Here is a 14,940-nt window from a genome sequence, read left to right on the forward strand (position 1 = left end):
AAAAAACCCACTCGTTAATTCGAGTGGGTTTGTCATTTATTAAGGTATGTTTTTAGAAAACAATCTTTTTAGTAGTTTCAAAATCATTGTCTAAGACTACTTTGACAAGCAACATTTGATTGCTTGATGGTAGTCGCTCGATCGATAATGAAAGATCGTTAACCTTCGTTTTTTCATACAATAACTTTCCTGAGAGATCATAAACATAAACCGTTTTGATGTTCTCCGAAGCGCTCGAAACTTTGATTACCTGATCTTTTACCGAAACCACAACACCTGTCTGATCGGCCTCAAAATCGCCTGTTCCCAACGTTTTGTTGGTGTATTTAAGTGCAAATCTTTCTTTGAAAGTTCCTTTGGCGGTAGTAAAAGTATACGCTGATTCTTTTAAATCATGTACAACATTTAGTACTTTGTCTTCTAAATACACATTTTGAGAATCTAAATCACCTTCTGTATGATCGATTGCAATAGTAAAACTGCCATCGATAGTCGATTTGTATCCTAATGGCACAACATCGTTGGAAGCTAACGGATACGCACGACCTTGAATCGCCAAGCTTTTGTTGTCGCTTAAGCTATAAAAATCTGCAACCGTGTTGGCGTTGCTGGTTGTTCCGTCGTATTTATCTTCGTAACTGTTGCTGGCTCCATCAACATAACCAATTAAAGCTTGTTTAAAAACACCACTTGGGTTACTAAAATTAAGCCAAACTTTGGCCTCTGTATTGTTTTTACCCGTTTTGAAAAATTGCGAATTATTACCGGTATCTGCTTTACGCATTCCGTTATTGAAAACAATTTGCGATGGGCTCTCTCCTGCTCTTACTTTTACCATTATGGCTTGTCCGGCAGCAATATAACCATTTGGAGCAACTCCTCCTGATTGTGCTGCTGTACCACCTGTAGCGTTGCAAGAAGCATAATCTGTTGAGGTATAAACATACAATGAGCCTGATGGCGAGATATTGGTATTGTGTGTCCAGAATCTAACCGTTCCTTCTAAAAACGGGTTGGCGGCTAAGAAATCTGTTATTTTTATCGCTGAGGGATAAGGATTACCCACAACATAACTTTTTGCTGCAATTACCGATTCGCCTGTTACAGGACCGTTGTTTGGAATTCCTGTAAATCTGGCTACAAACAAAGATCGGTTGGTATCGTGAAACGATTGTGGTCCACGAATAACATAACCTTTTCCTGGTAGCATCACATTGGCATTATTCTCATAAAACCATTTTGAATTCGCTCCATCAAAAGTCAAAAACTTATCACCCAAAGTCTCTGGTGAGAATCCCACCATTGTTTGACCTGTAACAGGTGACCCGTAATAGGTATAATCAAAACGATTGATCAGCGTGTTACGCTCATAAACAATATTTCCTGTGTTCTGAACATCAGTAGTTTGTACTAAAGTAGATTTGTCTTTGAATATTAAAGTACCTGCCGAAACTTTCAAGGCATTGACTAGCTTTACTATATCACCGTTGAGTATGTTTACCGTTCCTGAATTTACCTGACATGAACAACCTGACAAATCACCCGAAGAATTATAATTGCCATTAAAAATAATGTTTACATTTGGATTCTTTGGAGCACTATTATCCCAGCTTGTCCCATTCCAAGTCGTGCTCAATAATGCTTTTACTTCTATCGAAATAACATTAGAAGCTGCACTGTTGCCACAACCTGAAACCGCTACAACACGGTAATAATACGTTTTTAATGCCGTTAATCCTGTAGCGACATACGTCGTCACATTACCAACATTAAGATTATTATATCCTGATACTGGGATTGTAAAAGCATTATCCTCGGCTATTGTCAATACATAACTCGTAGCATTAACAACACTCGACCAATTGGCTGTAAAACCATTACAATTTGGCGAAGTGGCCGCTGTGGCTAATGGAGCCGCTCCCGAAACATTAATAGTACCCGTTGCGAAAACTGTAGGACCACAACTACCTATTAATGGAATACTATAATTATAACTACCTCCAACAGTTGGCGTTCCGGTTATTGTAATTGTGTTTGTCGCCCAAGATGCTGTAACTCCCGCAGGCAACCCTGAAGGAGCTCCAATTCCTGTTGCTCCCGCTGTAGTATGTGTAATTGTTGTCATTGGAGTTCCTGCACAAACATTTGGAGTTGATGAAGCAGCACCAACACTTGTATTAGGCTGAACAGTTATAGATGCAGCGTTTGAAAAAGCAGCAGGACAACTACCACTTTGTACTACAGCTCTAAAATAAGTTGTTGCAGTTAAATTTCCAATTGCAGCACCTGTTAAGGTTGCAGTTGTATTTGCTATTGTTGTCGGAGATGAAAAACCAGGATTATTTGCCATTTCCCATCTAACAATTGTTCCGCTATAGCTACTTAAAGTTAAAGTAGCAGGTTGAGTACCTGAACAAATTGTTTGTGAAGGAGCAACTGTCCCTCCAGAATCACCCACAGTTATTAAAACTGCCGATGAAAAAGCCGTACAAAAAGACCCTGATTGAATTTGAACTACCGCTCTGAAATAAGTACTGGAAGTTAAATTTCCAATAGTAGCTCCTGTCAAAGTTGATGCCGTATTATTGATGGTTACAGGTGATGTAAAAGCCGCGTTACTTGATTTTTCCCATCTGATAATTGTTCCTGTATTGCCACTCAAAGTTAACGTAGCTGGCTGAGTACCTGAACAAATTGTCTGTGCGGAAGCTACTGTACCGCCTACAGGACCTGTAGTAGAAAAAGCGATCGTATTAGAATTGCCTGTTACACCACAACTATTATACGCTCTTACTCTATAATATAAAGTTCCGCCAGGTAATCCACCAGCAAAAAAACTTCCTGTTGAGTAAGCAATATTATAATTATTATATCCAGAAACAAAATTTGTAAAAGCATTGTCTGTTGCGATGTCTAAATAATAACCCGTTGCATTTGTTACTGTCGACCAATTGGCTACCACTGCCTCACATTGGGCAGAAGTTGCCGCACTTGCTACTGGCGCAGATGCAGGAGCTGGATTACTAACATTTACATAAAAGTAAGCTTGGTTCGTACTAGTACCACAACCATTTACTGCAGCAACAGAAATATTACCGCTTTGAGATGAATTTCCAGTAGTAACTGTAACACTTGTTGTTCCTTGACCTGACGTAATAGACCATCCTGTAGGAACTGTCCAAACGTAACTTGTGGCATTGGCTACTGCCGCTATAGAATATACCTGACCTGTCAATGCTGGACATTGTGGAGTAATACCTGAAATAGCACCCGGTGCCGCTGGAACTGCTGTATTTACTGTTACAACAACTGTTGCAGAAGTTGCGCTCGGACAAACACCACTAGTCACTACAGCTCTGTAATAACGAGTTGCCGTTAAAGCACCCATTTGTGCACTAGTCAAAGTATTTGAGTTTCCACCAATATTTGAAAAAGTAGAATTATTAGTAGATACCTGCCACTGAATATTTCCTGTGTTACCGGTTAAAGTAATATTTGCAGGTTGTGATCCTGAACAAATTGATTGATTGGCAGATACTGTTCCCGCTACACTTGTTGCATTTACTGCAACAGTAGTAACGTTTGAATTTACTGTATTACAAGTACTTAAACCACTTTGAACAACTGCTCTAAATTGTGTATTAACAGTCAAAGGACCAGAAGTATATGTTGGAGTTGTATTATTAATTACTGTGATAGTAGCAAAACTATTCGAAGAAGATTCCCATCGTACGATATTTCCTGTATACCCTCCCAAAGTCAATAAACCACTTGTACTACCCGAGCAAATAGTTGTTCCTCCGGTTACTGTTCCGCCAACAGCAGCTGTTGCTGTTGTTATGGCAATACTACTTGAAGGATAAGAACAAGCCGAAGCATTTGTCCCTGACATCACTCTTCTGTAATAAACAGTTGTGTTAGCCGTAGGAGTTGTTGCAGGAACGGTATAATCTTCTGCGATTGCTCCAGTAATATCGGTAAAATTAGTATTATCGGTCGAAGATTGCCATTGGAATCTTATAGAAGGATTTGTAGATGACCCTACGTATGCTATTGCAGAACCATCAAGCACTGTAGTTGTTCCTGAGCAACGAGTAATAGGACCTGTAGTAACAATTGTGTTTACTGTAGGATCAACTGGTCTCATGCTAAAATTAGAAACATTAGAACCATTTTTTTCGTAATAGTCAAATACTAATTTACTATTTCCTGTCAAGTTAATTAAAACATTCTGATAAGTGGTTGAACTCTGTTGTGTCCAAGCATCAAAAACTTTAACGCCATCAACATACAATCTAACGCCATCATCTCCTGCTATTGTAACCATGTAACATCCCACTAAAGTAGAAGTCATTCTGTAACGTACCGCAAAAGTATCTGTTCTAAAACTCTGTGTTGTTCCTCCCGCAGTAAATGCAAAACAATTATCAGTTCCTCCATAGCTTTGAGAAAAAGCAGTTGTAGTTCCGGTAACCGCGTTTGCCTGATTAAAAGAACCTAAATAATTTGCAAAAGCATTTGCATCAGAAGGGGGTACTGCCACGGTAGAATTAGAGAAATCATACACATGACCAATCCATGAATTTGTACCTTCAGCTGTTTGAGAATCAGAAGAATTACTTCCTCCTGTGTAAGCTGCAGTAATGGTTACTGTATTATTGGCAGAATTGCCACAGTTCGCATTATCATTAAATTGAACACGTACTTCACCTGTGTAAGTGGCTGTCCAGTTAAGTGAAACTCCCGTATTATTGGCACTGGCATTACCTTGTACGATAAAATCCCCGGATGCATCATAAAGAGTAAGACGCTTGATAAAACCATAATCGGTAGCCGAAGTAGTAAAAGTATATGTTAAACCCTGAATAACATTTACGCGAACATGCTGACGAATGTCTACGTTAGCAAAATTTACTAATGCTACATTAGTAGCAGAGTTTTCTCTGTTGTAACAAATAGACTGTGTTGTACCCGATTGTCTACTGTTTCCACCATAACCACATTGTGATTGTACATTTTGGCTAATAAAAATAATTAAAACGGCACTTAAAAGTAATTTTTTAAACATATAACAAAAAATATTAAACTTAACTTTATCGTTGATAGCCCCAGTTACGTAAAAAACAATGTTGTGGTTTTCAAAAGTGCTTTTTTATAGCAACTGATCTTATCGGTAAAATTGGGAACGACTATTTTATATCAAAAAGGAATAAAATATTCCTTAATTTTGGACGCAAAATTATGACAATAACGCAGATTTACAATATCTTAGATATCGATTTGACAAAAAATACGTATAAAAAAAGGTTTTGTGTGACAAATTCGTAAAATTTTATGATTTGTTCGTAAAAAAAGAAAGAAAATACAGATGGACAAAATAAACACACCTAAAGAAGCCTTACAAAAATTAGAGCGCTTCTGTGCCTATCAGGAAAGGTGCCATAATGAAGTTGTAAGTAAATTATTAAGTTTGAAAATGACGACCGCCGAAATCGATTTGATTCTAGTTCAGCTCATTGAAAATAATTTTCTTAACGAAACTCGTTTTGCCTGTACCTTCGCCAGAGGAAAACATCGCATTAAAAAATGGGGAAAAATTAGAATCACAAGTGAGCTGAAAGCAAGGCATATTTCTTCCTATAATATCAACTTGGCGCTAAAAGAAATTACACCCGAGGAATATTATACTACATTTGAGAATATTGCAGAACGTTGCTGGAATAATTTAACAGAAACCAATCTATTAAAAAAAAGAAAAAAATTCTGCGACTACCTGCTTCGTCGAGGATACGAAAGTAATTTGGTTTACGAAAAACTAAAAGAATTAGAAACTACGGCCTAACAACAAATCTCAAGGCTTAAAATTGAGATTTGTGCTATAAAAATTATGCTTTTTCGACGAGGACACTCACGGCATTTCCACCAAAACCTACTGCATTTATCAGTATTTTTTTGATTTCCTTGTGTTGTTTTTGCGCTTTCGTGAAAGGAACATCGACAAATTTATTGTGTTCCATCATCAAAAGAGCCAATTCAAGACTTAACATTCCGGATGCGCCAAAAGTGTGACCGATCTTCCATTTATTTGTAGTCAGAAGTGGCAAATGAGCTCCAAAAACTTTTTCTATAGCTCGTAATTCTGTCAAATCTCCTTTTATAGTGCCCGGAGCATGCATTACAATTACATCAATATTTTCGGGACTTTCATCCTTCAAAGCCATTTTCATCGATTTTTGAAAACAAGTAGCTTCCGCCGAAATCGAAATGTTATGCTCCAAAATTTCAGTAGCATAACCTACACCCGAGATATACGCAATCGCATTTTCTTTTTCGCCAGCCTCCAAACAGCAAACCGCAGCACCTTCTCCCAGAATCATCGTATTTTGCGTTTTTTCGAAATCAAAAGCTAGGTTTGGCCACAAATCCTTCGCCTGATCAAGTCGCGAATAAATCTTTAAAGCTCGCATTTGGGCAATGGTAAAATCGGTTAATGGCGCTTCACTTCCGCCTACCAAAAACTTATCGGCCATGCCTGATTTTAACCAAGCCACACCATTTAACAAGGCATGAAGTGCTGTAGAACACGTAATAGAATGTGAGATTTCTGGACCTGTACTTTGTAAATCATGCGCAATCCATGATGAAATATTCCCTAAAGTAGTCGTCGGAGAAGCGAGAGTTTGTGCCTTTCCTGTATCTAAATATTCTTTATAATGTTTCTCGAATAAATCGGTGGCGCCTCGAGAAGAACCGATATTAATTCCAAAAACCGCATCCTCTTTCCAGCCTGCATCCTGAACTGCTTTTCGCGAAGCCGCTAAAGCGAATAAAACAGAATCATCCAGAAATTTATATTTTGCATCAGATTCCCGCAGTTTTGCCACAATCTCTTTCGACTCAGCATCCAATGCAGCTACCGAAGTTTCTTGTTGATCTAAAAACTGAGTTGAAAAACAATGCTGATTATCGAGGTACTTTTTCCAAACACTTTCAGGATTATTTCCCAAAGGAGAAAGAGAGGAAAAAGCAGTTATGGCAATTTTTGTTGAATTCAAAATAATGTATTTTGCCGCAAAGTTCGCAAAAGTTTATTTTTATACCTAATTAAAACCACATAACTAATAAGGTGTTTTGGCACAATCATTTCTGTATTGACCAAAACACCTTTATTAGTTATTTCCAAAAAAATTACACCATTTCGATCGCTTCCTCAATGGTGGCATAAACTTTTTGAAGTTGTTCTTCGGTCATTACATAAGGCGGTAAAATGTAGACAATATTTCCAACTGGACGCAAAACAACACCTTTTTCAATAAAGAAATTGTACAATTTCGTTCGCATCGATCCGTAGTAACTTTCTGTTGCGTCCGATTTTATTTCAACAGCAAAAACAACCCCTAAAGTTCTGGCAGTAATTACTTTAGGGTGTTTTTCTATTTTCTTTTGAAATAGTAAATGACTCGTATTTATCCTTTTGATATTGTCTTGCATTGCTGTTGTTTGCAACAAATCGATACTGGCCAAAGCAGCCGCGCAACCCGTTGGATTCCCTGTAAAAGTATGTCCATGAAACAAGGCTTTATTGATATCATCATCATAAAAAGCATCAAAAACAGCCGAAGTAAAAGTGGTAATCGCCATTGGGATCGTTCCGCCCGTCAAGGCTTTCGACAAACAAATCATGTCTGGTTCTTCAGAAACATAATCCATTGCGAAGGTTTTTCCAGTTTTACCAAAACCTGTCATCACTTCGTCAGCGATCGTCAACACATTATTTTCCCTACAAATCGTGATCAGTTTTGCCAGCGCTTCGGGTTCGTACATGACCATTCCTGCAGCGCCTTGCACCAAAGGCTCAAAAATAAATCCAGCACACTTATGATTTTTAATTACCCTTTCTAAAGCCTCAAAACTCTCTTTCTCCTGACCTTTTACAGGAACCGGAATTCTCACCACATCAATAAACATCCCTTGAAAAGCCTGCGTGTAAAACGAAATTCCGCTTGCCGCCATTGCAGCAAATGTATCTCCGTGAAAAGCATTTTCAAAAGCAATGATGGTAGTTCGCTTTTCATTTTTATTGAAAAAATACTGTAAAGCTACTTTTATCGCCACTTCGACCGCTGTAGAACCATTGTCTGAAAAAAATATTTTTTGTTGGTTTTTAGGAAGAATTTCGAGCAATTTTTCGGCCACTTTTATTGCGGGTTCATGTGTAAAACCGCCAAACAAAACATGTTCCAGAGTAGTCAATTGTTTATAAATTGCGTCCGCGATAAATTTGTTGCTATGCCCAAATGGGTTCACCCACCACGAGGCAATGGCATCGATATATTCTTTATTATTTTCGTCCCAAAGCAAAGCGCCTTCCCCTCTGGAAATAACGATTGGTGTTTGCGCTGTTTTATGTTGCGTATAAGGATGCCAAAGGTATTGGCTGTCTTTTTCTTGTAAAGTCATACTGTGAAAATGTTTTTTGTTAAATGTAAGATGTAGTCAGTTTTACTTATTACAAATTACATTTTACAATTCTAATAAGTTGTTCCTAAACAAATCGGCGTATTCCCGAATTACATTTTGATCAAAATAAGGTTCTTCATCAATTCTTCCGATATTTTTAACACCCGTTCTATTCAAAATCAAACTTTCTGTCGCTTTATTTTCGCTTCCGCTGAAAATAATTCCGGCCACTTCAAAACCTCGGTTCTGAATGGCTTCAATGGTTAACAAAGTATGATTGATGCTTCCTAAATAATGTCTGGAAACCACAATGACTCTATAATCGGGCTGAATCAAATCGATAATAGCATCATTTTCGTTAAGCGGAACAAAAATTCCCCCAGCCCCTTCAATCACCAAATGATTTGATGTTTTGGGCTCCTGAATTTGTTTCAAATTAATAGTAATGCCATCAATTTCTGCTGCAAAATGGGGACTCGCAGGCGTATTCAACTGATACGCATTTGGAAAAAATTGAGATTTAGAATTTGAAACTTGAGATTTTACTTTATGACTGTCTGAATTATCCAAATCTCCCGCCTGAACGGGTTTCCAATAATCTGCTTCCAAAGCTTCTACAATAATAGCAGAAGCAACTGTTTTACCAACATCGGTAGAAATTCCTGTTACAAATATTTTCATCTTTTTATTTTAATACGTTGCAAAAATACCAATAAAACAAGAAACCCATCATTACGATGGGCTGCTTTTTTTACTCTTCTTTTAATTGATCTATTACTTTTTTTATTTCTTTGGCGTACTTGCCATAAAAAAAATGAACCCACCATTCTAAAACCAGACCCATAAAAAGAATCGTGAAGACCACCACAGAAAAAACACTTATTATCTCTAAATTACTGAATTGAAGCATACTAAAATTTGCCGATTTTGATGCTTGATAATAAACAAAAACCACCAAAAACAAAACCAGAAAAGGCGTCAGGGCAAAACCAAACGTTTTGTACAATTCCATATTCAGTCGAATATCAAAATAAGTCTCATACAAATTGTCTTTTGTTTTTAAAGCCGTATTGTTTAATCGTTTATAAAAGAAATAAAGCTTTAGCAAATAATACACACAAACTGCCGTAAACATACCAAAAAGCAAGAAGAAAGGCATAATAAATTTTTCTTCAAATTGAAAAATATAAGGCATAAATCCGATTAGGATGACTGAGATGACCTGATAAATCAATTCGTTTTTTAAGTTTTTTCTAATCTTATCCAAAGGCGTATTGGCCGATTGTATTTTTTCTAAATTATCCGGAAGAATGATATTTTCTGTCTTTTCATTGTTCCATGCGTTTTGTATATCGTTAAAATCCATATCCTTGATTTTTTATAATTTCTTTTAATTTTTCTTTTGCTCTGTTTAATTTTACTCTGGCATTCCCTTCAGAAATACCTAAGTTATCGCCAATTTCTTTGTGTGAAAATCCTTCTAACTGATAAAAAATAATCGCTTTATCAATTTTCTCCAATTTCTGAACCGCTTTATAAAAATGATCGATCTGACTTTCTTTTATATGTGAATCGCCTTCGTCGTCTTTTATATTCTCAGAGGTGATTTCGTATTTATCGACTTTGCGTTTTTCTTTTTTCAAAAAAACAATAGCAGTATTTACAGCGACTCGGTACATCCAGGTCGAAAATTTACTTTCGTTCCTGAAAGAATCATAGGATTTCCAGAGCTGACACACAATCTCCTGAAACAAGTCTTGCTGGTCGTCATGATTATCCATATACATTTTAGAAACTTTATACAAAATTCCTTTATGCTTTTCTATTCGCGTTAAAAACTCTTGTTCTTTTTCTTTCAAAACTTCGCTATTTCGTTACTGGTTTAACGGTATATCCTGCTTTTCTCAACAAATTAATTATTCCTTCTTCACCAGCCAAATGCGCTGCTCCTACTGCAAAAAATGTGGGTTGCTTTTTCATCAATTCAGGCATTTGCCTCACCCAATTACGATTGCGACCGTTGAGCATTTTATCTTTTGTTTTTTCACTCATCAGCTTTTCGCCAGTCGTATTTTTATAAATCAAATCAATATTTTCTTTTTTATAATTATCTACCAGAACTGTCGCTTCGTCTGGAGTTGCCTCACTTAACATGGTCAGCATTTCATCGTTTGTGTAGGCATTTTCAAGAATTTCAAACTGAGACTTAACCGTTTCTAAACCGCCAATTTGATGATTTTGTTTTTTAGCCAATGCTACAAATTCCATTTCGTACAATTTGATATCGCTGCAACCAAAAGATTTTATAAAAATTAAACTCATCACGGTTGTTAAGCTAAAACTATTTACTTGTTGCACCGACATTCCAGTAGTTTTTTTCAAAATCAAATCCAATTTAGACAATTGTTCCGGAGTTAATATTTTATCCAATGGCTCTTTTCCCATTGCCATTTGTTGCATTGCTGTAATCTCGTTAGGATCTGATAAATTAATTTCCAATACTAATTTATCAGAAGCTTCGAATGCTTTTTTTGCTTTTTCAGAAAGAAAATAATCCGCGCCACAAATCATGTGAATTGTTCCGTACAAATACGATGGTTTTGATAACCCGTTTCCAGAAACCTCCCATAAAAGCGAATTTTCAAGTTTTGGAGATTTTGTTTGTGCTTGAGTTCCTACGCTAAAAATAATTAGAAACGCAGCTGTTACCGATTTAAATAAATTTTTCATATTGTTTTTGATTGATGATTATAGATTGATTTGATGATTAAAACTCCATTATTTTTTGCTGCATTGCTGTCTTTTTGAAGACGCCAAAGTTGCTGCAAACAAACAACAAACTACTACAAATAAAGTAGAATACGGTTTTCCGTGTACAAAATGACTTATTAATGAATAGCTGATTTGCATGGACGATAAAAATAGTAATACGATACAAATAATGGTTTTGACTAAAGATGTTTTGGTTTTCATAACGCTTTTGATTTATTTGATTACGACTCGTAAGTAAACAATCAATCAAAACGTTACAAAAAAATATTGTTTTTTTTTAATTGCCAGCAAAGACGGGATTTTACAAAGGTTTAAAAAATAAACATCTGTAAAAGTGGTTATGCTTTTATTCTAATATTTAAGAAAAATGCATCTAAAACACAAAGTCTCTCAGCAACTCTAAAACCTGAAAAATCTCTGCTTCGGAATTATAACTATGAATACAAAAGCGAAGTCTTTCCTGCCCCTCGGGAACAGTTGGGGACAAAATTGGTTTTACATCAAACCCTTTTTGGCGTAATTGGTGAGCGATTTGTTTTACCTTTTCGTTTCCGGGTATAATAGCAGACTGGATGGCCGATTTGCTTCGGACAAACATCGGTTTTAGACCTAAAAGATTTTTTTGCTGATTAAAAAAAACAATGTTATTGCGTAGTTTATCAATCGTTTCTTTTTCTTCTGTTAATTGTTGATAAGCCGTCAAAATGGTAGCTACCGCATGCGGAGACAGTCCGGTAGTGTAGATGAAACTTCGGGCAAAGTTGACCAAATATTCTTTGAGTGCAGCACTTCCTAAAATAGCTGCTCCGTGACAACCCAAGCCTTTACCGAAAGTCATAATTCGGGCAAAAATACGATCCTGAACATTCAGATATTGCGCAAGACCCTCCCCTTTTGCTCCAAAAACTCCTAGCGTATGAGCTTCGTCTACTACTAAATAACAATTGTATTTGTCTGAGAGCAAAACCAATTCTTCCAGATTTGGGCAATCACCATCCATAGAAAAAACTGTTTCGGTTACGATATAAATAATTGTTGGAATTTGGGTTTGGGAAGATCGAAATTTAATAATTAGTCGTTCTAAATCTTCAAAATCATTGTGGTTGAATTTGTATGATTTGGCATTCGATAAAACAATTCCGTCACGAATAGACGCATGACTTAACTCATCATACAAAATAACATCGTTTCGTTGCGGTACAGCACTAAAAAACCCAACATTGGCATCATAGCCCGAATTGAAAATTAAAGCCGATTCTACGTCATGAAATTGCGCAATAAAATTCTCGGTAATTGGATATAAAGAATGATTACCAGAAATTAACCGAGAACCCGTTGCTCCGTTTTGAGCAATTTCTTTTTCTATCAGATACTGATGGGTTTGTTTGAAAATAGTTTCTGATTTTGAAAACCCGATATAATCATTAGACGTAAAATCGATTAGATTATTTTGGTTAGGCAATTGTCTTAGCGCATTGCTTTGTTTACGATTTTCCAGTTTCTGATTGAGATTTTCGGGTAATTTCATAAAGGCAAAGTTATGAAATTAAGACTAAATTTCTGGTGTGTTCTGATTTTTAGCCCAGATGGGAGCGGCATCCTTTGTTTGCCTTCTTTAGGCAAGCAAAGATAGAGTGGACAGCTGGAATAGCTCCTGAAAACAACAAAAGCCAAACATCACTGCTTGGCTTTTTAATTTATTTTGAAATTGTCTTAGTCGGCTAAAACAATTACTTTGTTGTCTTTCATTTCGATAGTACCTGATGCAATCTCTAATGTGTAGGTTTGCTCATTTACTTTCGTGAATTTACCCGCTACTTCTTTAGAAAAATTAAAGCTGGACGCTACAACTTTTACAGTTCCTTTTTCTAAAATAGAAACAATCGGAGCGTGATTATTCAAAATTTGAAAGCTTCCATCAACTCCAGGTAAGGTAACCGAAGTAACTTCTCCTGAAAATAATTTTGCTTCTGGTGATACTATTTCTAAAATCATATTTTTTGAGTTAGAAGTTATTTGTTAAAGGTTAGAAGTTTCAGACAAAACGTCTAACATCTAACCTCTCACTTTTAACTTATATATTATGCTTCTGCCAACATTTTTTCTCCAGCTTCGATAGCATCTTGGATAGAACCTTTAAGGTTGAAAGCTGATTCTGGAAGATGGTCTAACTCACCGTCGATAATCATGTTGAATCCTTTGATCGTATCTTTGATGTCTACCAACACTCCAGGAATACCTGTAAATTGCTCTGCTACGTGGAAAGGCTGAGACAAGAAACGTTGTACACGACGTGCTCTTGATACAGAAAGTTTATCTTCTTCAGACAATTCTTCCATACCTAGAATCGCGATAATATCTTGTAACTGTTTGTATTTTTGAAGAATCTCTTTTACTCTTTGTGCACAATCGTAATGCTCGTTTCCTAAAATTTGAGGAGTCAAAATTCTTGAAGTAGAATCTAACGGGTCAACCGCTGGATAAATACCTAGCTCAGCAATTTTACGAGACAATACTGTTGTAGCATCTAAGTGAGCAAACGTTGTTGCTGGCGCCGGGTCAGTTAAATCATCCGCAGGAACGTAAACCGCTTGTACAGATGTAATAGATCCTTTGTTTGTAGAAGTAATACGCTCTTGCATAGCTCCCATCTCTGTTGCCAAAGTTGGTTGGTATCCTACTGCAGAAGGCATACGGCCTAAAAGTGCTGATACCTCAGAACCTGCTTGTGTAAAACGGAAGATGTTATCAACGAAAAACAATACGTCTTTACCTTGATCTGTTCCAGCTCCATCACGGAAATACTCAGCGATAGACAATCCTGAAAGTGCCACACGTGCACGAGCTCCAGGAGGCTCATTCATTTGTCCGAAAACGAAAGTAGCTTTAGACTCTCTCATTCCTGGCATATCTACTTTAGACAAATCCCATCCTCCATTTTCCATAGAGTGCATGAAATCATCACCGTATTTAATAATTCCTGACTCTAACATCTCACGTAGCAAGTCATTTCCTTCACGTGTTCTTTCACCTACTCCTGCGAATACTGAAAGTCCACCGTGACCTTTTGCGATATTGTTGATCAACTCCTGAATCAATACTGTTTTACCAACACCTGCACCACCAAACAATCCAATTTTACCTCCTTTTGCGTAAGGCTCGATCAAATCAATTACTTTGATACCTGTGAATAAAACTTCTGATGAAGTTGATAAATCTTCAAATTTAGGAGCTTGTCTGTGAATAGACAAACCATTTTCACCTGTTTTTGGCAAGTTTCCTAAACCATCAATTGCATCTCCAATTACATTGAATAATCTTCCATATACATCTGGACCGATTGGCATTTGGATTGGGTTACCCGTTCCAACTACTTCATATCCTCTTGACAAACCATCTGTAGAGTCCATAGAAATGGTACGAACAGTGTTTTCACCAATGTGAGATTGTACTTCAAGAACTAATAACGTTCCGTCTTTTTTAGTGATTTCTAGTGAATCATAAATTTTTGGAAGTTCAACATCTTTTCCGTTGAAAACTACGTCAACTACTGGTCCAATGATTTGAGCAACTTTTCCTATTACTTTTGACATTACTTATGTGTTTATTAAATAGCTATTTAGGTTTATCGAAAATACCTCTTTTTTCAGAGCGCAAAGATAAATTTTTAAAATATAAAATCAATATTTTTTATAAAAAAAATACTGC

12 protein-coding genes are annotated in these 14,940 nt (G+C 36.6%); 1 reads left to right on the forward strand and 11 read right to left on the reverse strand.

Annotation, left to right across the window (positions count from 1 at the left end):
• Positions 1–52 precede the first annotated feature (52 nt).
• Positions 53–5,068, reverse strand: coding sequence for a T9SS sorting signal type C domain-containing protein (locus LNP22_RS04390; protein ID WP_229975509.1), 5,016 nt, complete (start codon positions 5,066–5,068; stop codon positions 53–55).
• A 300-nt stretch (positions 5,069–5,368) separates the two neighbouring features.
• Here LNP22_RS04390 and LNP22_RS04395 point away from each other — a divergent pair, with 300 nt between their 5' ends.
• Complete coding sequence (locus tag LNP22_RS04395) at positions 5,369–5,842, forward strand: regulatory protein RecX (RefSeq protein WP_229975510.1); 474 nt, start codon at positions 5,369–5,371, stop codon at positions 5,840–5,842.
• Positions 5,843–5,885: 43 nt separating this feature from the next.
• Here LNP22_RS04395 and LNP22_RS04400 read toward each other — a convergent pair whose 3' ends face one another.
• The 10 genes from LNP22_RS04400 to atpD all read right to left on the reverse strand — a co-directional run bounded on the left by LNP22_RS04400 (position 5,886) and on the right by atpD (position 14,825).
• A complete protein-coding gene (locus LNP22_RS04400; RefSeq protein WP_229975511.1) occupies positions 5,886–7,055 on the reverse strand; it encodes a beta-ketoacyl synthase N-terminal-like domain-containing protein in 1,170 nt (389 codons plus the stop codon).
• 133 nt (positions 7,056–7,188) lie between these two features.
• The gene (gene bioA, locus LNP22_RS04405) at positions 7,189–8,460 is read right to left on the reverse strand and encodes an adenosylmethionine--8-amino-7-oxononanoate transaminase (protein ID WP_229975512.1); all 1,272 of its coding nucleotides are present in this window, start codon (positions 8,458–8,460) and stop codon (positions 7,189–7,191) included.
• Between the two features lie 63 nt (positions 8,461–8,523).
• On the reverse strand, positions 8,524–9,141 hold the full coding sequence (gene bioD, locus LNP22_RS04410; protein ID WP_229975513.1) for a dethiobiotin synthase: 618 nt from the start codon (positions 9,139–9,141) through the stop codon (positions 8,524–8,526).
• A gap of 70 nt (positions 9,142–9,211) precedes the next feature.
• Positions 9,212–9,826 (reverse strand): hypothetical protein, encoded by a 615-nt coding sequence (locus LNP22_RS04415; protein ID WP_229975514.1) that lies wholly within the window; start codon positions 9,824–9,826, stop codon positions 9,212–9,214.
• Complete coding sequence (locus LNP22_RS04420) at positions 9,816–10,319, reverse strand: RNA polymerase sigma factor (RefSeq protein ID WP_229975515.1); 504 nt, start codon at positions 10,317–10,319, stop codon at positions 9,816–9,818. Before LNP22_RS04420 ends, LNP22_RS04415 begins: the two co-directional genes overlap by 11 nt.
• A gap of 7 nt (positions 10,320–10,326) precedes the next feature.
• Entirely contained in the window at positions 10,327–11,190 is an 864-nt protein-coding gene (locus LNP22_RS04425) for a TraB/GumN family protein (protein ID WP_229975516.1), read from the reverse strand.
• A gap of 48 nt (positions 11,191–11,238) precedes the next feature.
• Positions 11,239–11,433, reverse strand: coding sequence for a hypothetical protein (locus tag LNP22_RS04430; RefSeq protein WP_229975517.1), 195 nt, complete (start codon positions 11,431–11,433; stop codon positions 11,239–11,241).
• A gap of 172 nt (positions 11,434–11,605) precedes the next feature.
• Complete coding sequence (locus LNP22_RS04435; protein WP_229975518.1) at positions 11,606–12,760, reverse strand: aminotransferase class I/II-fold pyridoxal phosphate-dependent enzyme; 1,155 nt, start codon at positions 12,758–12,760, stop codon at positions 11,606–11,608.
• A gap of 185 nt (positions 12,761–12,945) precedes the next feature.
• Positions 12,946–13,227 carry a F0F1 ATP synthase subunit delta/epsilon gene (locus LNP22_RS04440; protein ID WP_210666038.1) on the reverse strand — a complete coding sequence of 94 codons (282 nt, stop codon included), beginning with the start codon at positions 13,225–13,227 and terminating at the stop codon, positions 12,946–12,948.
• 86 nt (positions 13,228–13,313) lie between these two features.
• The gene (atpD, locus tag LNP22_RS04445; protein WP_007808159.1) at positions 13,314–14,825 is read right to left on the reverse strand and encodes a F0F1 ATP synthase subunit beta; all 1,512 of its coding nucleotides are present in this window, start codon (positions 14,823–14,825) and stop codon (positions 13,314–13,316) included.
• Positions 14,826–14,940: the final 115 nt, after the last annotated feature.

Origin of the sequence: Flavobacterium flavipigmentatum (genome assembly GCF_020911905.1) — a bacterium.
Classification (GTDB): domain Bacteria; phylum Bacteroidota; class Bacteroidia; order Flavobacteriales; family Flavobacteriaceae; genus Flavobacterium; species Flavobacterium flavipigmentatum.

What these genes read in the sequence shown, in the direction of transcription:
- LNP22_RS04425 (WP_229975516.1), bottom strand. Translation starts at nt 11,190, where the DNA reads ATGAAAAATTTATTTAAATCGGTAACAGCTGCGTTTCTAATTATTTTT.
- LNP22_RS04395 (WP_229975510.1), top strand. Translation starts at nt 5,369, where the DNA reads ATGGACAAAATAAACACACCTAAAGAAGCCTTACAAAAATTAGAGCGC.
- LNP22_RS04435 (WP_229975518.1), bottom strand. Translation starts at nt 12,760, where the DNA reads ATGAAATTACCCGAAAATCTCAATCAGAAACTGGAAAATCGTAAACAA.
- LNP22_RS04440 (WP_210666038.1), bottom strand. Translation starts at nt 13,227, where the DNA reads ATGATTTTAGAAATAGTATCACCAGAAGCAAAATTATTTTCAGGAGAA.
- LNP22_RS04390 (WP_229975509.1), bottom strand. Translation starts at nt 5,068, where the DNA reads ATGTTTAAAAAATTACTTTTAAGTGCCGTTTTAATTATTTTTATTAGC.
- atpD (WP_007808159.1), bottom strand. Translation starts at nt 14,825, where the DNA reads ATGTCAAAAGTAATAGGAAAAGTTGCTCAAATCATTGGACCAGTAGTT.
- bioD (WP_229975513.1), bottom strand. Translation starts at nt 9,141, where the DNA reads ATGAAAATATTTGTAACAGGAATTTCTACCGATGTTGGTAAAACAGTT.
- LNP22_RS04430 (WP_229975517.1), bottom strand. Translation starts at nt 11,433, where the DNA reads ATGAAAACCAAAACATCTTTAGTCAAAACCATTATTTGTATCGTATTA.
- LNP22_RS04415 (WP_229975514.1), bottom strand. Translation starts at nt 9,826, where the DNA reads ATGGATTTTAACGATATACAAAACGCATGGAACAATGAAAAGACAGAA.
- bioA (WP_229975512.1), bottom strand. Translation starts at nt 8,460, where the DNA reads ATGACTTTACAAGAAAAAGACAGCCAATACCTTTGGCATCCTTATACG.